Source organism: Rhodoferax sp., assembly GCF_044236835.1.
Classification (GTDB): Bacteria; Pseudomonadota; Gammaproteobacteria; order Burkholderiales; family Burkholderiaceae_C; genus Allorhodoferax.
The window spans coordinates 21,283-42,223 of sequence record NZ_JBIIGC010000016.1; the positions used below are offsets into that span (position 1 = coordinate 21,283).

Sequence of the window (20,941 nt, forward strand, 5' to 3'; positions counted from 1 at the left end):
GGCTGGCCCACGAACCCGATACCAGCGCGCTCGCTACTGCCGAATCACATCCGCCCCACTAGGGGGCTTGAACGTGAAGGCTGCAGGGTCCATGGCCACATTGGTTTGCATGGCGGTGAAGGTCAACACCGAGCGCTGACCAAAGCTGTCCAGAATCTCCAGCGCCGCGAGGGTTTTGCCGCGAAAACCAACCCGCACGGATTGCAGCGCGCTGTCCTTGGCGCGGGGGGTGGCGACCAGCCACTCGATGCCGTCCTTGGCGGGCGCAGCGCTGAGCACAAACTCGGCTTCTAGAGCTTTGAGATCGGCGGCCGAGGCGATGAGTGCGGCCGGCGTGCTGGCCAGCGCACCGGCCTGGCGGCGAGCGGTGACCTGGTTGAGGTCCACGTCGTGCAGCCACAAGGTCTCGCCGTCGGCGACGATGGTTTGCTCGAAGGGGCGCATGTAGACGAACTTGAAACGATTGGGTCTGGAGAACTCAAACACGCCGCTCGAGGTTCTGCTGCGGGCCGTCTGTCCATCTTTGGCGGGCGCGGTGACCACCTGCACGAAGTCGGCCCGACCGGTTTTTGCGGTGCGCACAAAGAGGTCCAGGCTGTCTTGACCGGTGGCCTGCGCCGAGAAAGCTGCGACCAGCAAGCCCAACAGCATCCAGGTTTTGAGTTGAGTCATCAGTCGTTATTGCGGTTGGGTACCAAAATTTCGCGCTGGCCGCTGGCGCTCATGGCGCTGACCAAGCCGGCCTTTTCCATGTCCTCGACCAGGCGGGCGGCGCGGTTGTAGCCAATTTTGAGGTGGCGCTGCACCAGCGAGATGCTGGCCTTGCGGTTCTTCAGCACGATCTCAACGGCCTGGTCGTACATCGGGTCTTTTTCTCCGCCAGCATCGGTACCGCCAGCGCCCTCCTCACCCTCGACGGTGCCGCCTTCCAAAATGCCTTCGATGTAGTCCGGCTCGCCTTGGTCCTTGAGGTACTGCACCACGCGGTGCACCTCGTCGTCGCTGACAAATGCGCCGTGCACCCGCACCGGCAGGCCAGTGCCGCTGGGCATGTAGAGCATGTCGCCCATGCCCAGCAAAGCCTCAGCGCCCATTTGGTCCAGGATGGTGCGGCTGTCGATCTTGCTCGACACCTGGAACGCAATACGGGTCGGAATGTTGGCCTTGATCAGGCCGGTGATCACATCCACACTGGGCCGCTGGGTTGCCAAAATCAAATGGATGCCAGCGGCGCGCGCCTTCTGGGCCAACCTAGCGATGAGTTCCTCGATCTTCTTCCCCACCACCATCATCAGGTCCGCCAGCTCGTCGATCACCACCACGATGTGCGGCAGCCGCTCCAATGGCTCGGGGGCCTCGGGGGTCAGGCTAAACGGGTTGTAGATGAACTCGCCGCGCGCTTTGGCATCGTCGATCTTGGTGTTGTAGCCGGCCAGGTTGCGCACGCCCATTTTGCTGAGCAGCTTGTAGCGCCGCTCCATTTCCATCACGCACCAATTGAGACCATTGGCCGCCTGCTTCATATCGGTGACCACCGGGCACAGCAGGTGCGGAATGCCCTCGTACACCGACATCTCCAGCATCTTGGGGTCGATCATCAGCAGGCGCACATCGCGCGCCTCCGCCTTGTAGAGCAAGCTCAGGATCATGGCGTTGATGCCGACCGACTTGCCCGAGCCGGTCGTACCCGCCACCAGCACGTGGGGCATCTTGGCAAGGTCGGCCACCACAGGGTTGCCCACGATGTCTTTGCCCAAGCCCATGGTCAGCAAGGACTTGCCTTCGTTGTAGATTTGCGAGCCCAAAATTTCGGACAAGCGGATGCTTTGGCGCTTGGCGTTGGGCAGCTCCAAAGCCATATAGTTCTTGCCTGGAATGGTTTCCACCACTCGGATGGACACCAGGCTAAGCGAGCGCGCCAGGTCTTTGGCCAACCCCACGATCTGCGAGCCCTTCACCCCCAAAGCCGGCTCAATCTCATAGCGGGTGATCACCGGACCGGGTTGGGCCAGCACCACGCGCACCTCGACACCGAAGTCTTTAAGCCGCTTCTCGATCATGCGGCTGGTCATCTCCAAGGTCTCGGGCGCGACGGTCTCTTGGCGCAGCAAGGCACCATCGAGCAGAGCAACTTGCGGCAGCTTGCTGTCGGGCATGTCACTAAACAGCGGCTTTTGGCGCTCCTTGGCGACCCGTGCACTTTGGGGCACGTCCTGCACCAGCACCGGCTCGATGATGACTGGCACAGGCTCGGGCGATTCGCTGTGGTGACGCTCCTCCAGCACCACCTCCTCGCGCTCGCGCACGGCTTGCTGTCCCATTTGCATGTCTTCTTCGCGCGCGCGCCGCTCGCGCATCGAGTCCACCAGAGAGTAAAGCCACGCACCTACACGCTCAGCTAGGCGCAACCACGAAAAGCGAAACACCAGCCCAGAGCCCCACACCAAAGCAAAAATCGCCACCAGCCCAGAGCCCGCAAAACCCAGCCACTGCACGCTCCAAGGCCCTAGGAGGTATCCCATCACCCCACCGCTATGCCCCGGCAAGGCGGATTCAAATCGGTACAGGCGCGTCCACTCCAACGTCGTGCTGCCATACAGAAGCAACACCAAGCCGAGCCAAAAAGCCAACCGCGCGGCACCGGCATGCCGCGCATTTTCGGCCTGTGCCGGCGCGGCCTCGGCTACATCGACCGACCCACCGCGCAGTCGCAGCGCCAGCAACGCAAGCCAAGTGCGCAAGGCGGCCAGGTAGCACCACCAAACCGAAAACCCCATCAGGTAGTAACTCATGTCGGCTACCCAAGCGCCCATGCGCCCAGCTCGGTTTTGCACCGCCTCTCCCGCACCCGAGGTAGACCACGCAGCGTCCCCTTGCGCATAGGTCAGCAGCGCCAGCAGCCAGAAAGACAAGACCAGCAGGCCTATGACCAAACCACCTTCGGCGAGTAAACGGGAAAAGGCGCTGGGTTCAGGGGCACTGCGGGTGTTCGCGGTGCGAGCGTGCAGGGTGTTGAGGGAGTAAGTCATCGGGTTGCGGTACGAAGGTAGCACGGGGTGAACGCGGTCTGATCGCACGCGGCCCAGTAAGTTTTGCCGCGCCTGGGATAACGGCTGATGGAGCGCGAGCTCAACGCGGTCTGGCGCGGCGCTCTCGAATCAGCACGCCTCCGTTTTCCAGCGTCTCAATAAAGCCCTGCTCTTCAAACTCTTTCATCACCCGACTGACCATCTCGCGCGATGCGCCCACCATCTTGGCCACATCTTGGCGCGACACCTTGTCCTTGATAATCAACACGCCATCGCCGCGGTCCTCACCAGACTCAATCAGCGTATTGGCCACCCGGACGTAGACCCCATTCAGTGCCAAAGAGCTGATCTTGCGGTCGGCACTGCGCAGCCGCTGTACCAGGCCGCGCATCACAGCCATAGCGGTGTCCGCGCTTTCTTGCAGACAACGCATGAAGCCATCGCGCTCCAAAACCAATGTGTCCGTGACCACCTCGGCAGTGACCGTGGCAGAATGCGTCTGGCTGTCGATGACGCTCATCTCGCCGATGCAGTCGCCCTCGCGCAGTACCGCCAAAATCACCTCGCGGCCCAGCTCATCTTTCATCACCACGCGGGCGCGCCCAGCCAAAATAATGAACAGCGCGTTGGTGTGCTTGTCTTGCTCCACGATCGCTTCGCCACGCTTGTAGCGACGCTTGACGGCGCTGCTGGCCAAGGCCTGCGCTTGTCCAGGGCTCAAGCGTGAAAACAGCGGAACCCTAACGATGAGATCTTGGCTGCTCAACATGGCCATATCAGTCTCCCGGGTGTTGGCATCAATGCAGTTTCTTACAATCCGTGTCGGTGCAAGTCGTTGCACGCAACTGTACACGGCAAACCACCCGTGTTCGCCCCCGAAAGATTTTCATGCCCCAAACCAAGCACGCCAAAGTCCTCATCCTCGGCTCGGGCCCCGCTGGCTACACCGCCGCGGTGTATGCCGCGCGCGCCAATTTGCACCCGGTACTGGTGACTGGCATCGCCCAAGGTGGTCAACTCATGACCACCACCGATGTAGACAACTGGCCCGCCGATGCCCAAGGAGTACAAGGCCCCGAACTCATGCAGCGCTTTTTGGAGCACGCAGAGCGCTTCAAAACCGAGGTGGTGTTTGACCACATCCAAGCGGTCGACCTGAGCAAGCGTCCTTTCAATCTCACTGGCGACAGCCAGCAGTACAGCGCCGATGCGCTCATCATTGCCACCGGGGCTTCAGCCAAGTACCTGGGCTTGCCCTCGGAGAGCGCCTTCATGGGCCGCGGCGTCTCAGGCTGCGCCACCTGCGATGGATTCTTCTACCGCGATCAGGTGTGCTGCGTCGTCGGCGGCGGCAACACCGCGGTCGAAGAGGCGCTGTACCTCTCGAATATCGCCCGCAAGGTTTACCTGGTACATCGCCGGGACAAATTCAAAGCAGAGGCCATCCTGATCGACAAGCTAATGGACAAAGTTGCCGCCGGCAAGGTGGAGCTCAAAACCTTCAAGACGCTTGATGAAGTGCTGGGCGACAGCACCGGCGTGACCGGTATCCGCCTCAGAAGCACAGAAGACGGCAGCACCGAAGACCTCGCACTCAAGGGCTGCTTTATCGCCATCGGCCACGCGCCCAACACCGATCTCTTTGCTGGACAACTGGATATGGCCGGTGGCTACTTAGTCACCCAAAGCGGCCTCAAGGGATTTGCCACCATGACCAGCATCCCCGGTGTTTTCGCGGCAGGCGATGTGGCAGACCATGTGTACCGGCAGGCTATCACCAGTGCAGGCACAGGCTGCATGGCCGCACTGGATGCGCAGCGGTTTCTGGAGCAAGCCTGAGCTCTGGGTAGGCGCAGCGGGGGCGGGCCGGAATCTGGCTACAATGGCGGGCTTTGCCGGATGCGGCACAGGGTTACCGCCACCCTTTTTCTTGGCGAGGTGAGGCCGTACTGGCGTCATGGCTTGGGGCTTGGTTCACATCAACGCCCGGCCATGCAAGCGCAGCGGCCGTTTCAATGGAGTGTCCACATGGCACGCGTATGTGAAGTCACGGGCAAGGGCCCAATGGTTGGGAACAATGTTTCCCACGCCAACAACAAAACCAAACGCCGATTTCTTCCCAACCTGCAGTACCGCCGGTTCTGGGTCGAGAGCGAAAACCGCTGGGTGCGCTTGCGCATTTCCAACGCAGGTCTGCGTTTGATCGACAAAAACGGCATCGATTCTGTGCTCGCCGATTTGCGCGCACGTGGCCAAGCGTAAGGAGCAGCACCATGGCAACCAAAGGCGGACGCGAAAAAATCAAACTCGAATCGACAGCTGGAACCGGTCACTTCTACACCACCAGCAAGAACAAGAAAACCATGCCAGAAAAGATGCTGATCAAAAAGTTTGATCCCAAAGCCCGCAAGCATGTGGACTACAAGGAAATGAAACTCAAGTAAAGGTAATGCGCTCTGGCGCAATCGCCCACAAAAAAGCCCGCGCTATGCGGGCTTTTTTGTGGGCGACTTCTATGTAGGCAGCAGGGTTAAGGGCGGCCAAACCTCAAGATAAACGGCGGCTCTTGATCGCAATGACGTTGCTGTCCAATCGGCGCAAGCGCGCCCACGACTGACCGACTACACCCGGGCGGCGCGCAGCTTAAGGGAGAAGTCATGCAGCATCGCGATGCCACTGGCTTCGGCGCGGCTGCACCAACCTTGCAGATCGCGTGTGAGTTGCTCACGCGACAAATGCGTGTTAAGCCAGAGCTGGCGCAACTCTTCGCGCATGGTCACCATTTTGTCTAGCGACGGAAAGGCTGCGCGCGCCTGTTGCAATTCGGAGAGGGCCGAGGCGGGCACTTTTTCATGGTCGCGGTGCATCCAACGCTTGGCCGCACGAATGACCGCCGCATCGGCACCGCGCGCCTTCATGGACTCCAGCTCTTGGCGCGCTGCCTTGCGGATGCCGCCTGCATAGGCGGCCATGATTTCATAGCGGTTGGCAATCAGCGCTTCAAGAGTTCGCTCATCGGCGACCGGGCGAATGTCCCCGAATGCGGCTTTGGGTGGCGTCTTCTTGACTTTGGCCAAACCGACCATTTGCATCAGCGAGATATACATCCAACCGATGTCGAACTCGTAGGGCTTGACCGACAGTTTGGCCGAGGTGGGGTAGGTGTGGTGGTTGTTGTGCAACTCTTCACCCGCAATGATGATGCCCCATGGCGAAATGTTGGTGCTCGCGTCCGGTGACTCAAAGTTGCGATAGCCCCAAAAGTGGGCGGCGCCGTTAATGATGCCGGCTGCCATGATGGGGGTCCAAGCCATCTGCACCGCCCACACCGCCAAGCCAGCGGCACCGAACAAGAACAGGTCCAAGATCATCATCAAGCCCACACCCTGCCAAGAGTAGCGGGAGTACAGGTGGCGCTCGAGCCAGTCGTCGGGCGTGCCGTGGCCGTAGCGGGCCATCGTTTCCTGATTTTTCGACTCCGCACGGTACAACTCGGCACCTTGCAACAGCACGGTGCGGATGCCATACACATGGGGACTGTGGGGGTCGTCGACCTGCTCGCACTTTGCGTGGTGCTTACGGTGGATCGACGCCCACTCTTTGGTCACCTGGCCCGTGGTCAACCACAGCCAGAGTCTGAAAAAATGCGAAGCAATGGGGTGCAAGTCGAGTGCACGGTGCGCTTGGTGCCGGTGCAAAAACACCGTCACGCTGATCATGGTGATGTGGGTCATACCCAAGGTGAACAACACCAGTTGCCACCAAGTGAGATCCCATGCGCCATGCGCCAGCCATTGCACGGCGGCGTCCAACGCAGCCCAGTCAGGTAACACCATCATCAGTTGTTCTTTCAAAAATGCCTCTCGGCTCCACGGCGTGGCGCTTGCGCGCCAGCCAAACCGCCCGATTCTAAGGGCGCACGTGGGGTTTGACCATGAAAACCATATCTATAGCAATTGATATCAACTTACATCAAAACGCCTACTTCTTTTTCCAAACTGCCGCGAAAAATCCGTCTGTAGCATGCCTGTGGGGCCACAGGCGCAGGTACAGCGAGCCGTCTTGTCCACCGGCGCACAAGCTTTGGGACTGCGGCACACGCAGCGCTGACAACACCGCGCCCACCGCAAGCGGCTCAAAATCGGCGTGAGTTTCGGAGAACGCGGCGGCAATGTCCTCGTTTTCCTGGGCCAAGACGCTGCAGGTTGCGTACACCAGCCGCCCGCCCGAACGCAGCAAACGCGCTGCGCTTTGCAGGATCGCGGTCTGCTTGGCCGCCATCTCCGCAATCGCCTGCTGCGACTGGCGCCATTTCAGGTCAGGGTTGCGCCGCAAGGTGCCCAGCCCGCTGCACGGCGCGTCGACTAGAACGCGGTCAATCTTGCCGGCCAGGCGCTTGATGCGCTCGTCGCGCTCGTGTGCGATGGCCACCGGGTGCACATTGGACAGGCCGCTGCGCGCCACCCGGGGTTTGAGCTGGTCCAGGCGGTGGGCGGAGGTATCGAACGCGTACAGGCGACCGGTGCTGCGCATGGCCGCGCCAATCGCCAAGGTTTTGCCGCCGGCTCCCGCACAAAAATCGACCACCATCTCACTGCGTTTGGCATCGAGCAACATGGCCAGAAGTTGAGACCCCTCGTCCTGGACCTCGAAGTCACCGCGCAAAAAACCCGCGACCTTTGCCAGCGCGGGCTTACCATCGATGCGCAGACCCCAGGGCGAGTAGGGTGTGGGCTCGGCGCGGATGCCCAGTTTGGCCAACTCACTTTGTACGTCGGCGCGCTTGGCCTTGAAGTCGTTGGCTCGCACGTCCAGCCCCGCGCCCGCATTGAGACTTTCTGTGAGTGGCCAGAACTCCTGGCCCAGCTGCTCTTTGAGCGGTGCCACCAGCCACTCGGGCAGGTTGTGCCGATGGCGCTCCATCAAATCGGCGGCCTGGACGCTCTGGCACTGGTCGAGCCAGCGCTTCTCTTGGTCATTCAATGCAGACCGCAAAAAATCACCAGGACCATAAAAACCCAGAATGGCCATGCGCCGCTCCCGGGGGCCACTGCCAGAGGGAGCCAAGTGGTCAAACAGCAGCTTTTTGCGCAACACGGTGTACACCGTCTCGGCCAAGGTGGCACGTTCACGTGGCCCCAAACTGCGGTGGTCCCGGAAAAAGCGCGACACAGTGGCGTCGGCTGGGTGGTCCAAGGTGAGCGTGAGCCTGACCAGTTCGGCGCAGGCGTCCAGAAGGGCTTTAGGATGCATAGCCTAGGATTGTCCCATGCAGCAAGAAGCGCTTCCCCCTTTTACACCCGTGCCGCCCGGCAGGTACCGCCACTACAAAGGTGGCTTGTACCAGGTGCTTGACACCGCCCGGCACAGTGAGACGCTCGAGCCCATGGTGCTGTACCGCGCGCTGTATGGCGACTGCGGCCTGTGGGTGCGCCCCGCCGCCATGTTTGGCGAAACGGTGCTGGTCGATGGGCAGGTCTTCACCCGCTTCGTCAAACTGCCTGACGAAGGCGCAGCAAGCAGCGCGGCCTAGCGCGGCGCGTGCTGCGCCAACAGTGCGGCCAGGGCGCGCGGGTAGATCTGGTGTTCCAGCGCCAGCACCCGCGCAGCCAGCGTATCGGCGGTATCCGTGGCAAGCACCGGTGAGACGGCCTGGGCCAAGATCGGCCCCTGGTCCAGGTCAGCCGTTACCAAGTGCACCGTGGCACCCGCAAACTTACAGCCTGCTTCAAGAGCCCGCTGGTGTGTGTGCAAGCCGGGAAAGGCAGGCAGCAGCGAGGGGTGGATATTGACCAGCCTGCCGGCAAAGCGTTCCGTGAAGGCAGGGGTGAGCACACGCATGAAGCCCGCCATCACCACCCAGGTCGGGTGCCCCGGCGCCTCGTAGCCTGCGATGCACTGGGTCAACGCATGGTCGAATGCGTCGCGGCTGGCGTGGGCGCGGTGGTCTACCACCTGGGTGGGAACACCATGCTGCGCTGCAAGCTCCAACCCTTTGGCATCGGCGCGATTGCTGATCACCGCAGCCACCTTGGCGCCATAACGTTGCTCCCACTGCCCGCGCTGTGCGGCGCGCAAGATCGCTACCATGTTGGAGCCTGCGCCGGAGATCAGGATGACGATGTTTTGCATGCGCGCCGGATTATGGCCCCGCGACTGGGCTTCAAGCCCACACCGCCACCTCAGAGCCACACCACCTCAGGTCCACGGACCTGGCCACAGCACGGCACACCAGCACCCCGCCACTCTGACGGCAGACCTTGCGGCGCCGATGCACACCATGCGCCTGGCCAAACCGGCCTTGTCACGCCCAAGACAGCCGCTGCATCCTGGCCCTGCTACAAACACATCTGGCGTCGGCAAGCGAATCGGCCTGACCGGCACGGCAGCGCACTGGCCCAACGGTCCGTTACCAAGTGGGCTTGCTTCAGGTTGACGCACAGCGCGGCAGCTTGCACTGGCAAGCGCAACCAACAAGGATGTTTTCTATGGATTTGGCATTTACCCCCGAAGAGCAAGCGTTTCGCCACGAAGTTCGTGCGTGGGTACAAAGCCACCTGCCTACCGACCTGGCCCACAAGGTGCACAACGGCCTGCACCTGGGCCGCGATGACTTGCAGCGCTGGGCCAAGATCCTGGGCAAGCAAGGTTGGCTGGCTGCCGGTTGGCCAGCAGCCTTTGGCGGCCCAGGCTGGACCGCGGTGCAAAAGTACCTGTTTGAAGAAGAGTGCGCCCAGGCCGGCGCGCCGCGCGTGGTGCCGTTTGGGCCTGTCATGGTGGCACCCGTAATCATGGCCTTTGGCAGCCCCGCGCAACAGCAGCGGTTTTTACCCGGCATTGCCAGCGGCGAGGTGTGGTGGAGCCAGGGCTACAGCGAGCCGGACTCGGGCTCGGACCTGGCCTCGCTCAAAACCCGCGCTCGGCAGGAGGGCGACCATTACGTGGTCAACGGCCAAAAAACGTGGACCACCTTGGGCCAGCATGGCGACTGGATTTTTTGTCTGGTGCGCACCAGCACCGAGGGCAAGCCGCAGACCGGCATCAGCTTCTTGCTCATCGACATGAAGTCCCCCGGTGTGTCGGTGCGCCCTATCACCATGCTGGACGGCGGCCACGAGGTCAATGCCGTCTTTTTTGACGATGTGAGGGTCCCCATCGATCAGCGCATTGGCGAAGAAAACCAAGGATGGACCTACGCCAAACACCTGCTCAGCCACGAGCGCACCAACATCGCCGACGTCAACCGCTCCAAGCGCGAACTGGAGCGACTCAAGCGCATCGCACAGCGCGAAGGCGTGTACCACGATGTGCGCTTTCGCGACGAGATCGCACGGCTGGAGGTCGACATCATCGCGCTGGAAATGCTGGTGCTGCGGGTGCTGTCGGCCGAAAAGTCCGGCCGCTACGCGCTGGACATCGCAGGGTTGCTGAAAATCCGCGGCAGCGAAATTCAGCAACGCTGCAGCGAGCTGCTGATGCTTGCCGCTGGACCTTTTTCCCTGCCCTTGGTGGGCGAAGCCATGCAAGCGGGCTGGCAAGCCGACCAAGTGCCATCGCCAGCGTTCCCCGGCGGCGCCTTGCACTGCGCAACCTTGGCAGGCTCCTACTTCAACCTCCGCAAAACCACGATCTACGGCGGCAGCAACGAAGTACAACGCAACATCGTGGCGCAGTTCGTTTTGGGCTGAGCCCAGCAGGAGAGCATCCATGGACTTCGATTTTTCTGATGACCAAGAACAGCTGCGCGACGCCGTGCGCAAATGGGTGGACAAGGCCTACCCGTTCTCGCGCCGACGGGCCACTGCCGCAGGCTCGGGCTTTGAGCCTGCGGCCTGGCTTGCGCTGGCCGAACTTGGGCTCATGGGGCTGAACGTGCCAGCCGAACACGGTGGCATGGGTTGGGGGCCGATAGAGGCCATGGTAGCCCTAGAAGAACTAGGGCGCGGCCTGGTGCTGGAACCCGTGGCGCAGTCCTTGCTGTGCAGCACGGTACTGGTCCGGTACGGCACGCCCGCACTCCAGGAGCGCTGGCTGCCCACCATCGCCAGCGGCGAGACCATCGCGGTCCTGGCCCACCAAGAACGTGCAGCGCGCTACCACCTGGACCGTTGCGACACCACCGCAACGCAGCAGGCGCAGGGCTACGTGTTGAATGGCCAAAAAGGTGTGGTGCCATTGGGCGACGTCGCCGATGTGTACCTGGTGCCTGCCGAATGCGACGGGGAGATCGGCATGTTCGTTGTCGAACGGCGCAGCGACGGCGTGCACACCAGCGGCTACTCCACCCAGGGCGGTGGACGCGCAGCAGAGCTGCGCTTGGAGGCTGCACCCGCCCAACTGCTCAGCGCCGATGGACTTGCCGCCTTGGAGCTTGGGGTGGACGCCGGCATCGCCTGCGCCTGCGCAGAAGCCGTGGGCGTGATGGACAAAGCCTTGCAAACCACCGCCGAGTACCTCAACACCCGCAAACAATTTGGCGTGCCTATTGCCAGCTTCCAGGCTTTACGTCACCGCGTGGCCGACATGAAGATGCAATTGGAGTTGGCTCGCTCCATGGCCTACTACGCCAACCTCAAACTGCAAGCCGAGCCAGCCGAGCGGCGGCTGGCGCTGGCACGGGCCAAAGTGCAGTTGGGGCAGAGCATGCGCTTTGTGGGCCAGCAGGCGGTGCAGCTCCACGGCGGAGTGGGTGTGACCGACGACTACCCCGTCAGCCACTACTTCAAACGGCTGACCCAATTGGAAATGACCTTTGGCGACACTACCCACCACCTGGGCGAGGTGGCTGCGCGCATGCAAAGCCGCGCTGGCGTGTTCCTTTAACGGATTGCATGCCGGCAAGTAACTCGCACGCTGCCATTGACGACGACCAGGTCAGATCACTCTGGCAACTGAACCCGTACGAAACTGGCAAAGCGGGGCACGCCGTTAGGCGTGCGGTCGCGAAACCGGTACGTCACGATGCTGCCTATCGCGGGTGGGTTCTCGCGCTGCGCATCGCTAAAGCCTGTGCCCAACGCGAACCGTTGACCGTTGGAGCGCTGCAGCACCAATGCTCCCAAGCGTCCGGCGAACTTGCCTTTGCCCGGCAGGTGGGCCACCACCTGTGCCTCTTCGTCCTTCGCGGCCTTGAACTTGCGCAAACTTTCGCTGCGACCCGGCCGCCGCAAGGCATCCTGTTGGTGCAGCATCAGCCCCTCGCCGCCCTGTGCCACCACAGCCACCAGTTCGCGTTGCAAATGCGCGGCATCGGCCACACGCCGCTGCGCGACCACGTGCAGCCACGCCACACCAGTGCGCTGCACCAACTCGGTCAATGCAGCCGCGCGGACGGCAAACGGCCGGGGGTCGGTCGGTAAATCAAAAACCCAGTAGCGCAGCGCCTGCCACTCGGTGTCTAGGGGCTGTCCACGCCGCGCGGTGGCAGACACCCGGTCGAACTGACCGCGCGCAATCCACAGCTCGCCATCCAGCGGCGTGGGCGGTAAGGCCGCAGTGAACCACTGCGGCGCAGCGATGGGGCGGCCGCTGCGAAAGCGCAGCACCTTGCCATCCCACAGCGCCCGCACGCCGTCGAGCTTCTCGCTAACGAGGTAGTACGACGGGTCCATGTCTGCCTGCCAGTCGAACGCCAACATCGGCGCGACGGCATGCGCCAGGACGGAACTGGCAGGGATGGCGGTCAAGCCGGTCGGTGGCGACACATCATGGGACGCAACCGGTGCCGTTACCAAAACACTTGGGGGCTGGCCCCAGGCAAGCCCTAGGGATGCGGCCAGCGTGCTACTGGCCACGAGCGCGAGGCGCGCGCCGACGCGGTGTGAAGGTGGGTGCATTGCGATCTGCGCGCGGGCCGCGCTGCGTACGGAGAAGCCCGAAATATCGGCGTGCCACCGGGGCATCCGGTGTGCACAATGTTCGCACCAGGACGCGGTGCGGTCGGCGCTAGATGAGAAGGCGCGAGGAGCGCGGCACATGCGCCATCAAAAACTCCATCTGGTCGGCCAGGATGCGGCGGTTGCGCAAGATGAAGTCTTCCCACAGGCTGGGCACATAGGGGGCGTACAGCAAGGGCATGTTGGCCTGCTCAGGGGTGCGGTGGCTTTTGCGGTGGTTGCAGGGTTTGCAGGCGGTCACCACGTTCATCCAGCTGTCGACGCCGTGCTGCGCAAACGGGATGATGTGTTCGCGCGTGAGGTCCGACTCGTGAAAGTGGCCGCCGCAGTAGGCGCACACATTGCGGTCGCGGGCAAACAACTTGCTGTTGGTCAGGCCGGGGCGCAACTGAAAGGGGTTAATGTTGGGCACGCCGCGCGTGCCGATGATGCTGTTGACGCGGATGATGGACTGCTGCCCCGTGTGCGCATTGTGGCCACCCCGAAATATCGCGACCTCGCCACCCGATTCCCATCGCACTTCACCGGCTGCGTAGTGAATCACCGCTTGTTCCAAGCTGATCCACGATTGGGGCAAGCCCTGGGCTGACAACTTCAAGACCTTCACACAACGCCTCCATCAACGGTTCCAACAACCACCAACACGGACTGCAAATGTCTCTCGCACGGCTGGGGGCTGGCGCCCCAATATGCTGCGTCACAATATAACCTGTTTATATGACGCACATCTCGCACGCGCCGGGTGCCCGCGCGGATGTCGCCCCCCAACAGACAACAGCCCCATGAAGGTTTTTCGCGGTTTCAAACACCCCGGTGTGGCAAGCGCCAGCGCAGTGACGATTGGCAACTTTGATGGCGTACACCGGGGCCACCAGGCCATGTTGGCGCTGTTGCGCAGCGAGGCCCAGCAGCGCGGGATTCCCAGCTGCGTGCTGACCTTCGAGCCGCACCCCCGAGACTACTTTGCCGGCTTACGCCAACAACCCGATTTGGCCCCTGCACGCGTGGGCACCTTGCGCGACAAGCTCGCTGACCTCGCGGCCTGCGGCGTGGACCAGACGGTGGTGCTGCCCTTTGGGGCGGCGCTGGCTGGTCTCTCGCCCGACGCCTTTGTGCACCAGGTGCTGCTCGCCGGTTTGGGCGCGCGCTATGTGCTGGTGGGCGACGACTTTCGTTTTGGCGCCAACCGCGCCGGGGACTACGCCATGCTGGACCGCAGCGGCGAAGACCACGGCTTTGATGTGGCCCGCATGAACAGCTACGAGGTGCATGGACTGCGGGTGTCGAGCTCGGCGGTGCGTGAGGCGCTGCACCAAGGTCGCATGCACGATGCTGCGCGTCTGCTGGGGCGGCCGTATGCGATCTCGGGTCATGTGGTCCATGGCCGCAAGCTCGGACGCAGCCTGGGCTTTAAGACACTCAACCTGCGCTTTGCCCACTGGAAGCCTGCTGCCAGCGGCATTTTCGTGGTGCAGGTTCACGGCCTGTCAGACCGGGCACTGCCCGGCGTGGCCAATCTGGGGGTGCGACCCTCGCTCGATGCGCATGACATCAACGGCGGGCGCGTGCTGCTCGAAACCCACTGCCTGGAGTGGCCGCAGGCCCTGGGCCCCGAGGGGGCCTACGGTAAACTCATTCGGGTCGAGCTGCTGCACAAGCTGCACGATGAGCGCAAGTACGACGGACTGGACGCCCTCACCCGCGGCATCCAGCAAGACTGCGAGGATGCACGGGCTTGGCTCGGCAGTCGCACACCCCGCGTTTCACGAGAAATCCATGACCGAAAAAGTTGATTACCGCAGCACCCTGAACCTGCCGGACACCGCGTTCCCGATGCGCGGCGACCTGCCCAAGCGCGAGCCCGCTTGGGTGCAGGCTTGGAACGAGCAAGGTCTGTACAAAAGGCTGCGCGATGCGCGCCAGGGCGCGCCCCTTTTTGTGCTGCACGACGGACCGCCCTACGCCAACGGCAAGCTGCACATTGGCCACGCGCTCAACAAGGTGCTCAAGGACATGATCGTCAAGTCCAAGCAACTTGCAGGCTTCGATGCGCAGTACATCCCCGGTTGGGACTGCCACGGGCTTCCAATTGAGAACGCCATTGAAAAGCTGCACGGACGCCAACTCAGCCGCGACGACATGCAGGCCAAGAGCCGTGCCTTTGCCACCGAGCAAATCGACCAGCAGCGCGAAGACTTCAAGCGCTTGGGCGTGCTGGGCGACTGGGAGCGGCCCTACCGCACCATGGACCCGGCCAACGAAGCGGGCCAAATCCGCGCCTTCAAGCGCGTGATCGAGCGCGGTTTTGTGTACCGCGGTTTGAAGCCCGTGTACTGGTGCTTTGACTGCGGCTCCTCCCTGGCCGAGTTCGAAATCGAGTACGCCGACAAAAAGAGCGACACGCTGGATGTCGCCTTTGAGTCCGACGATGCCGCCGCACTGGCCGCTGCCTTTGGCCTCCCCGCTTTGCCTGCAGGCAAAAAGGCATTTGCCGTGATCTGGACCACCACCGCGTGGACCATTCCTGCCAACCAGGCGCTCAACGCCAACCCCGAGCTCAGCTACGCACTGGTGGACACTGCAAACGGCGTGCTGTTGCTGGCCGAAGACCTGGTGGGCGCGTGTCTGGAGCGCTATGCTTTAGAAGGCAGCGTCCTGGCTACTGCAAAGGGTACGTCCCTCAAGGGTCTGGTGTTCCGCCATCCTTTGTATGACGCCGTATCTGCCGGGGCGGGAGGCAAGTACAGCTACCACCGCAAGTCGCCGCTGTACCTGGCCGAGTACGTGACCGCAGCTGACGGCACCGGCATCGTGCACTCCTCGCCCGCTTACGGTGTGGACGACTTCAACTCCTGTGTGGCGCACGGCCTCAAGTACGACGACATCCTCAACCCCGTACATGGCAATGGTGTGTATGGCGACGAGTTGCCCTTTTTCGGCGGCCAGCATATCTGGAAGGCTTGCGAGAAGGTCATCGCCACGCTGCGCGAGCACGGTCGCCTGATGGCCACCAAGGCTATCACCCACAGCTACCCGCATTGCTGGCGCCACAAGACGCCAGTGATCTACCGCGCCGCCGCCCAATGGTTCATCCGCATGGACGCAGGCGAAGGCGTATTCACCACCGACAAAGCACCCAAAACGCTGCGCCAACTGGCGCTGGACGCCATCGAGCAAACCCAGTTCTACCCCGAGAATGGGCGCTCCCGGTTGCGCGACATGATTGCCAACCGGCCCGACTGGTGCATCAGCCGCCAGCGCAGCTGGGGCGTCCCAGTGCCCTTCTTCTTGCACAAGGATTCCGGCGAGCTGCACCCCGACACACTGGCCATCCTGGACCGGGCCGCCGATCTGGTGGCGCAAGGTGGTATCGAAGCCTGGAGCCGCGTGCGCACCGAAGACATGCTGGGCGCAACCGATGCAGCGCACTACACCAAGAGCACCGACATCTTGGAGGTGTGGTTTGACTCGGGGTCCACCTTCGAGCACGTGCTGCGCGGCAGCCACAAAGACGCGTATGCGCGCCCACCGTTCCACACCCAAGGCCCCGAGGCCGACCTGTACTTGGAAGGCCACGACCAGCACCGTGGCTGGTTCCACAGCTCGCTTCTGCTGGGCTGCGCCTTGTACGACCGCGCGCCCTACCGCGGCCTGCTGACCCACGGCTTTGCCACCGACGGCCAGGGCCGCAAGATGAGCAAAAGCCTGGGCAACACCGTCGATCCGCAGTCGGTGATCAGCCAGATGGGCGCGGAAATCGTGCGGCTGTGGGTGGCCAGCACCGACTACTCGGGCGACTTGAACATCGACCAGAAAATTCTGGCGCGGGTGGTGGACACTTACCGGCGGGTGCGCAACACGCTGAAGTTTTTGCTGGCCAATGTGAGCGACTTCGACCCGGCCCAAGACGCCGTGGCAGTTGACGACCTGCTGGAAATCGACCGCTACGCCCTGGCGCGCGCAGCCCAGTTGCAATCGGAGATCCTGCAGCACTTCGCGGTGTACGAGTTCCACCCCGTGGTCTCCAAGTTGCAGCTCTACTGCTCCGAAGATTTAGGCGCGTTTTATTTGGATGTGCTCAAAGACCGCCTGTACACCACCGCCCCCAAGTCCCTGGCGCGCCGCAGCGCCCAAACCGCGTTGCACCAAATCACCCACGCCATGCTGCGTTGGATGGCCCCGTTCTTGAGCTTCACCGCGGAAGAAGCGTGGGCAACATTTGGCAAGTCCGAGTCGATCTTCCTGGAAACTTTTAGCGACCTCGGTGCAAACGACGGTGCGCTAATGGACAAGTGGGGCGCCATTCAACAAATTCGGGCGCTTGCCAACAAGAAGATCGAGGACAAACGCTCGGAAGGCTTGCTCGGTGCATCGCTGCAAGCGGAGCTGACCATCCACTGCGACGACAGCACGTACAACACCTTGGCGTCCCTGGGCGATGACTTGAAGTTCGTTTTCATCACCTCACGGGTTTCATTGGTCAAGGTTGTTGGCGCGGGTTTGACCGTTGAAGTCCATGCCAGCACCGCAAGCAAATGCGAGCGCTGCTGGCACTACAGCGCCGATGTCGGCCACGACGCAGCCCATCCGACCATTTGCACGCGCTGCACCAGCAACCTGTTTGGAACCGGCGAAGTCCGGCAGTTTGCCTGATGGCGCGCGCTGGCAAACCGGCGGGGCCGAGCATGCTGCCGTGGTTGGGCTTGGCGCTCATCCTGCTGCTGGCCGACCAGTTCACCAAGGTGCTGATCCTGGGCTTCTACCAACTCGGCGACAGCACGGTGGTCACCAGCTTTTTCAACGTGGTGCGGGTGCACAACACCGGCGCCGCGTTTTCTTTTCTAGCCGGCGCATCGGGCTGGCAGCGCTGGTTCTTCACGGTGCTGGGGTTGGCGGCTTCCTGCTTTATTGTCTGGATGCTGCGCACCCACCCGGGACAAAAGCTGTTTTGTTTTGCTCTGGCCTGCATTTTGGGCGGGGCAGTGGGCAATGTGATCGACCGGCTGCTGCACGGCTATGTGGTGGACTTTTTGGACTTCCACTGGCGCGGCATGCACTTCCCTGCCTTCAACATCGCCGACAGCGCCATCACCATCGGCGCGGTCTGCCTGATCCTCGACGAGTTCTTGCGGGTGCGCAAACGCGGCTAGCGCAGCATTGGGGACGCGCGGCCCCTAAGTCGTTTCACGCTGGAACGCGGTGTAGTTCAAGGCGCGGCCTGCGGAGCCACCCGCAGCAAGGTGAACCGCTCCAGCGGCTCTTCTCCTTTGGCCAGTCGCAACTGCCGGGGCAAGATGCCGGTTTTGTGGTTCACCCAGTCGCCCTGCGCCACCACGTTGGCAGGCCCCAAGTTGTCGGGCAGCGCAGCACGCTCGGACTCGCGCAACAGCAGCAGGTAGGGCGCGCCTTGGCGGGGCAAGCGCTCAACATCGGGTAGCCGCACGCTGGGCGCGCTGCGGTAAATGCCAATTTCCCAGGCGATCGTCGGATCCAGCCCCACCACATAAATCGGCGTGCTGCGGTCGTCAGCGAGCAAACGGTCCACGTTGTAGGGAACGCTGTAGCGCAGGTAGGCACTCAGCGTCATGGCTTCCAAGAACAGGTACAGCAGGTTGACGGCAGCCACCGGATAGACCAGCACCACGATGCGCCGCAGCGGCTGGCGCTGCAGCAGCGCGTAGACCAGCACCGCCGCACCGAGCAGGGCCAGCATGCCCAGCAACTGGGGGTTGGCCACGTAGGCAGCCAACCCCAGAACCAGCGCCAAGATCGCAATCGTCACCCCCGCTTGGGCGACGAAGAAGCCTGCGCCTTCGCCTTGTTGCAGCCACTGCGCCAGATAGCGCGCACACAAAATGGCGGCAAACGGAAACAGGATGACGGTGTAGTAATCGAGCTGGAATGCAGTGGCGCTGAACAACACGAAGGTCACAAAAAACGAGCCGCACAAAAACACGAAGTGGCTGCGCTCCGTAGGGCTTTGCCCAGCGAAGCTGCGCAGGCCAGCCACCACCGCCGCCACGAACGCCGCGACCCACGGCAAAAACGCCCAGAGAAACACATGCACAAAGTACAGCGGCGTGCCCTCTTGGTTCTTGATGGGGCCCGAGTTGAAAAAGCGGCCAAACTGGCTGTCCCACAAAAAGAACCGTATGCCAGACACCCCGGTGCTACCAAACACCACCTTGTCTGGGTGGGCATCGAACTGCAAGTACAGCGCCACCACTTCGGGGGCGGTGCACACGAGTGAGATCGCCAGCGCCAGCAGCCATTTGGGGTTCCAGAAATTGCGCCATTGCCCGCGCAGCACCCACACGCAGGCCAGTCCGCTGGCAATGGTGATGAGGGTGAACACGCCCTTGGTCATGACCGAGATGCCGCTGAACAACGCCGCCAGCAGCAGGTACTTGGCCTTGGCGTGTGCGTCAAAACGTAGCCAGTAGTAGCAGGCTGCGGTGATGCTGCCCGTCAAGAATGCCTCGGCCTTGATGGCGCTCGACGTGTACATCAGGTGGTAAACGGACACCACCACCAGGAGGGCCAGCAAGGCCACGTCGCGGCCGTACAGCATGCGGGCCAGGCGGTAGGTGTAGTAGCAGGCCAGCAGATGGAACAAAAACCCCGGCAGGATGTAGTTGAAGGTGCTCACGCCGCCGAGCTTGAAAAACAGTGCGGTGACCCAGAAGGGGAAATGGGGTTTATCGAGCCAGTCGGTCTGGTCCAGCACCAGATCGGTCCAGTTGCCGGTCAGCGCAATGTGTTGCGACAAGGCCGCGTACAGCACCGAGTCGCCTTCGTTGATGATCGGCGTGAACAGCGAGGCCGCGTTGACCAGCAAGGTCAGCGCAATGGCCCAGTGCAGGTGGCGGCGAAACCGCGGATCGATCAGCATCCCTCGCGCACGCCTTGGGCGCCCTCGACACCTTCAGTGGCCCCATGCCGAGCACCAGGGCCTGTTCCGTGGCACCACCGCCGTGTGGCGCAGCCGCGCATGCTGGCCACCGACAGCCTAGAGCGTGAGGATGGTGCAGCCGGTGGTCTGGCGGGACTCCAGCGCGCGGTGGGCCTGCGCGGCTTCCTCGAGGGGGAAGCGTTGATCAATGCGGATCTTGACTGCGCCACTGCCCACGACCGCAAACAAATCATCGGCCATGGTCTGGGTGCTTTCGCGGGTCGTAATGTGCGAAAACAGCGTCTGGCGAGTGACATAAATGGAACCCTTGGGGCCCAGGATGCCGGGCGCAAACGGCGCCACCGGCCCGGAAGCATTGCCAAAGCTGGCCATCAAACCAAACGGCGCCAGGCAATCGAGCGACTTGTCCCACGTATCTTTGCCCACCGAGTCGTACACCACCTTGACGCCCTTGCAGCCGGTGATTTCCTTCACCCGGACTGCAAAGTCTTCGGTGGCGTAGTTGATGCAAAACGTTGCGCCGTGCTCGAGCGCGAGCTGGCACTTGGCGTCCGAGCCTGCGGTGCCAATCAGGCGCAAGCCCAGGGCCTTGGCCCATTGGCAGGCGATCAGGCCCACACCCCCGGCAGCGGCGTGGAACAACACAAAGTCGCCGGCCTGCAGGCCGCCTTGGGGCAAGGTGCGCTTGAGTAGGTACTGCGCGGTCAGGCCCTTGAGCATCATGGCCGCGCCGGTCTCGAAGTCGATAGCATCGGGCAAGCGGCACACGCACTTGGCGGGCATCACCCGCACCTCGCAATAACTGCCCGGCGGCTGGCTGGCGTAGGCCACCCGGTCGCCCACGGCCAGATGGGTCACGCCTTCGCCCACTGCCTCGACTACGCCGGACGCCTCCATGCCCAGTTGCAGGGGCATGGCCATGTTGTACAGGCCGCTGCGCTGGTACACATCAATGAAGTTCAACCCCACCGCCCGGTGGCGGATGCGCACCTCGGCGGGGCCGGGCTCGCCCACGGTGGTGTGCACCAGCTTGAGCTGCTCGGGGCCGCCGTGCTGGTCGATGCGGATGGCGCGGGAGGGAATGGCGGTCATGGCGTGGCTTC

Annotated in this window: 19 protein-coding genes; 9 read left to right on the forward strand and 10 right to left on the reverse strand. The window is 62.6% G+C overall.

Translation table 11 applies throughout. The features are described from left to right. Positions 1–33: 33 nt before the first annotated feature. From lolA to ACILRC_RS11735, 3 genes are all read right to left on the reverse strand, one after another. The gene (lolA, locus tag ACILRC_RS11725; protein WP_395669558.1) at positions 34–672 is read right to left on the reverse strand and encodes an outer membrane lipoprotein chaperone LolA; all 639 of its coding nucleotides are present in this window, start codon (positions 670–672) and stop codon (positions 34–36) included. Next, on the reverse strand, positions 672–3,029 hold the full coding sequence (locus tag ACILRC_RS11730; RefSeq protein ID WP_395669559.1) for a DNA translocase FtsK: 2,358 nt from the start codon (positions 3,027–3,029) through the stop codon (positions 672–674). The genes lolA and ACILRC_RS11730 overlap by 1 nt, the downstream gene beginning before the upstream one ends. 100 nt (positions 3,030–3,129) lie before the next feature. After that, positions 3,130–3,804 (reverse strand): Crp/Fnr family transcriptional regulator, encoded by a 675-nt coding sequence (locus tag ACILRC_RS11735; RefSeq protein ID WP_395669560.1) that lies wholly within the window; start codon positions 3,802–3,804, stop codon positions 3,130–3,132. Positions 3,805–3,917: 113 nt separating this feature from the next. On the opposite strand from ACILRC_RS11735, the gene trxB reads away from it, so the two are divergent. The 3 genes from trxB (at position 3,918) to rpmG (ending at position 5,473) form a co-directional block, all read left to right on the forward strand. Next, complete coding sequence (gene trxB, locus ACILRC_RS11740) at positions 3,918–4,868, forward strand: thioredoxin-disulfide reductase (RefSeq protein ID WP_395669561.1); 951 nt, start codon at positions 3,918–3,920, stop codon at positions 4,866–4,868. A 189-nt stretch (positions 4,869–5,057) separates the two neighbouring features. Continuing rightward, positions 5,058–5,291 (forward strand): 50S ribosomal protein L28, encoded by a 234-nt coding sequence (gene rpmB / locus ACILRC_RS11745; protein WP_087496789.1) that lies wholly within the window; start codon positions 5,058–5,060, stop codon positions 5,289–5,291. Between the two features lie 11 nt (positions 5,292–5,302). Beyond that, entirely contained in the window at positions 5,303–5,473 is a 171-nt protein-coding gene (gene rpmG / locus ACILRC_RS11750; protein WP_011465453.1) for a 50S ribosomal protein L33, read from the forward strand. Positions 5,474–5,650: 177 nt separating this feature from the next. Here rpmG and ACILRC_RS11755 read toward each other — a convergent pair whose 3' ends face one another. Both ACILRC_RS11755 and ACILRC_RS11760 read right to left on the reverse strand, forming a co-directional pair. Further along, entirely contained in the window at positions 5,651–6,865 is a 1,215-nt protein-coding gene (locus ACILRC_RS11755) for a fatty acid desaturase (RefSeq protein ID WP_395669606.1), read from the reverse strand. Positions 6,866–7,010: 145 nt separating this feature from the next. Then, positions 7,011–8,282 (reverse strand): RsmB/NOP family class I SAM-dependent RNA methyltransferase, encoded by a 1,272-nt coding sequence (locus ACILRC_RS11760; RefSeq protein ID WP_395669562.1) that lies wholly within the window; start codon positions 8,280–8,282, stop codon positions 7,011–7,013. A gap of 16 nt (positions 8,283–8,298) precedes the next feature. Between ACILRC_RS11760 and ACILRC_RS11765 the strand changes: the two genes are divergently transcribed. Beyond that, positions 8,299–8,562 (forward strand): DUF1653 domain-containing protein, encoded by a 264-nt coding sequence (locus ACILRC_RS11765; RefSeq protein WP_395669563.1) that lies wholly within the window; start codon positions 8,299–8,301, stop codon positions 8,560–8,562. Here ACILRC_RS11765 and purN read toward each other — a convergent pair. Beyond that, complete coding sequence (gene purN, locus ACILRC_RS11770; protein ID WP_395669564.1) at positions 8,559–9,161, reverse strand: phosphoribosylglycinamide formyltransferase; 603 nt, start codon at positions 9,159–9,161, stop codon at positions 8,559–8,561. The two genes, ACILRC_RS11765 and purN, sit on opposite strands and share 4 nt — an antisense overlap. 356 nt (positions 9,162–9,517) lie before the next feature. Between purN and ACILRC_RS11775 the strand changes: the two genes are divergently transcribed. After that, positions 9,518–10,717: an acyl-CoA dehydrogenase family protein gene (locus ACILRC_RS11775; protein ID WP_395669565.1), complete on the forward strand. Its 1,200-nt coding sequence runs from the start codon at positions 9,518–9,520 to the stop codon at positions 10,715–10,717. A gap of 19 nt (positions 10,718–10,736) precedes the next feature. After that, positions 10,737–11,852 carry an acyl-CoA dehydrogenase family protein gene (locus tag ACILRC_RS11780; RefSeq protein ID WP_395669566.1) on the forward strand — a complete coding sequence of 372 codons (1,116 nt, stop codon included), beginning with the start codon at positions 10,737–10,739 and terminating at the stop codon, positions 11,850–11,852. Positions 11,853–11,908: 56 nt separating this feature from the next. On the opposite strand, the gene ACILRC_RS11785 is transcribed toward ACILRC_RS11780, so the two are convergent. Both ACILRC_RS11785 and ACILRC_RS11790 read right to left on the reverse strand, forming a co-directional pair. Continuing rightward, on the reverse strand, positions 11,909–12,865 hold the full coding sequence (locus tag ACILRC_RS11785; protein WP_395669567.1) for a DNA ligase: 957 nt from the start codon (positions 12,863–12,865) through the stop codon (positions 11,909–11,911). 109 nt (positions 12,866–12,974) lie between these two features. After that, complete coding sequence (locus ACILRC_RS11790) at positions 12,975–13,532, reverse strand: HNH endonuclease (protein ID WP_395669568.1); 558 nt, start codon at positions 13,530–13,532, stop codon at positions 12,975–12,977. A gap of 175 nt (positions 13,533–13,707) precedes the next feature. On the opposite strand from ACILRC_RS11790, the gene ACILRC_RS11795 reads away from it, so the two are divergent. From ACILRC_RS11795 to lspA, 3 genes are read left to right on the forward strand one after another with little or no spacing between them, the layout of a single operon-like run. Beyond that, a complete protein-coding gene (locus ACILRC_RS11795) occupies positions 13,708–14,718 on the forward strand; it encodes a bifunctional riboflavin kinase/FAD synthetase (protein WP_395669569.1) in 1,011 nt (336 codons plus the stop codon). Beyond that, complete coding sequence (gene ileS, locus ACILRC_RS11800; protein ID WP_395669570.1) at positions 14,702–17,578, forward strand: isoleucine--tRNA ligase; 2,877 nt, start codon at positions 14,702–14,704, stop codon at positions 17,576–17,578. Before ACILRC_RS11795 ends, ileS begins: the two co-directional genes overlap by 17 nt. Continuing rightward, on the forward strand, positions 17,578–18,075 hold the full coding sequence (gene lspA, locus ACILRC_RS11805; RefSeq protein ID WP_395669571.1) for a signal peptidase II: 498 nt from the start codon (positions 17,578–17,580) through the stop codon (positions 18,073–18,075). Before ileS ends, lspA begins: the two co-directional genes overlap by 1 nt. 56 nt (positions 18,076–18,131) lie before the next feature. Here lspA and ACILRC_RS11810 read toward each other — a convergent pair whose 3' ends face one another. Both ACILRC_RS11810 and ACILRC_RS11815 read right to left on the reverse strand, forming a co-directional pair. Next, the gene (locus tag ACILRC_RS11810; protein WP_395669572.1) at positions 18,132–19,817 is read right to left on the reverse strand and encodes an ArnT family glycosyltransferase; all 1,686 of its coding nucleotides are present in this window, start codon (positions 19,815–19,817) and stop codon (positions 18,132–18,134) included. A gap of 117 nt (positions 19,818–19,934) precedes the next feature. Beyond that, positions 19,935–20,930, reverse strand: coding sequence for a quinone oxidoreductase family protein (locus ACILRC_RS11815; RefSeq protein WP_395669573.1), 996 nt, complete (start codon positions 20,928–20,930; stop codon positions 19,935–19,937). Positions 20,931–20,941: the final 11 nt, after the last annotated feature.

What these genes read in the sequence shown, in the direction of transcription:
- trxB (WP_395669561.1), top strand. Translation starts at nt 3,918, where the DNA reads ATGCCCCAAACCAAGCACGCCAAAGTCCTCATCCTCGGCTCGGGCCCC.
- ACILRC_RS11810 (WP_395669572.1), bottom strand. Translation starts at nt 19,817, where the DNA reads ATGCTGATCGATCCGCGGTTTCGCCGCCACCTGCACTGGGCCATTGCG.
- ACILRC_RS11760 (WP_395669562.1), bottom strand. Translation starts at nt 8,282, where the DNA reads ATGCATCCTAAAGCCCTTCTGGACGCCTGCGCCGAACTGGTCAGGCTC.
- lolA (WP_395669558.1), bottom strand. Translation starts at nt 672, where the DNA reads ATGACTCAACTCAAAACCTGGATGCTGTTGGGCTTGCTGGTCGCAGCT.
- ACILRC_RS11815 (WP_395669573.1), bottom strand. Translation starts at nt 20,930, where the DNA reads ATGACCGCCATTCCCTCCCGCGCCATCCGCATCGACCAGCACGGCGGC.
- ACILRC_RS11730 (WP_395669559.1), bottom strand. Translation starts at nt 3,029, where the DNA reads ATGACTTACTCCCTCAACACCCTGCACGCTCGCACCGCGAACACCCGC.
- ACILRC_RS11785 (WP_395669567.1), bottom strand. Translation starts at nt 12,865, where the DNA reads ATGCACCCACCTTCACACCGCGTCGGCGCGCGCCTCGCGCTCGTGGCC.
- rpmB (WP_087496789.1), top strand. Translation starts at nt 5,058, where the DNA reads ATGGCACGCGTATGTGAAGTCACGGGCAAGGGCCCAATGGTTGGGAAC.
- ACILRC_RS11735 (WP_395669560.1), bottom strand. Translation starts at nt 3,804, where the DNA reads ATGGCCATGTTGAGCAGCCAAGATCTCATCGTTAGGGTTCCGCTGTTT.
- ileS (WP_395669570.1), top strand. Translation starts at nt 14,702, where the DNA reads ATGACCGAAAAAGTTGATTACCGCAGCACCCTGAACCTGCCGGACACC.
- ACILRC_RS11775 (WP_395669565.1), top strand. Translation starts at nt 9,518, where the DNA reads ATGGATTTGGCATTTACCCCCGAAGAGCAAGCGTTTCGCCACGAAGTT.
- lspA (WP_395669571.1), top strand. Translation starts at nt 17,578, where the DNA reads ATGGCGCGCGCTGGCAAACCGGCGGGGCCGAGCATGCTGCCGTGGTTG.
- purN (WP_395669564.1), bottom strand. Translation starts at nt 9,161, where the DNA reads ATGCAAAACATCGTCATCCTGATCTCCGGCGCAGGCTCCAACATGGTA.
- ACILRC_RS11765 (WP_395669563.1), top strand. Translation starts at nt 8,299, where the DNA reads ATGCAGCAAGAAGCGCTTCCCCCTTTTACACCCGTGCCGCCCGGCAGG.
- rpmG (WP_011465453.1), top strand. Translation starts at nt 5,303, where the DNA reads ATGGCAACCAAAGGCGGACGCGAAAAAATCAAACTCGAATCGACAGCT.
- ACILRC_RS11780 (WP_395669566.1), top strand. Translation starts at nt 10,737, where the DNA reads ATGGACTTCGATTTTTCTGATGACCAAGAACAGCTGCGCGACGCCGTG.
- ACILRC_RS11795 (WP_395669569.1), top strand. Translation starts at nt 13,708, where the DNA reads ATGAAGGTTTTTCGCGGTTTCAAACACCCCGGTGTGGCAAGCGCCAGC.
- ACILRC_RS11755 (WP_395669606.1), bottom strand. Translation starts at nt 6,865, where the DNA reads ATGGTGTTACCTGACTGGGCTGCGTTGGACGCCGCCGTGCAATGGCTG.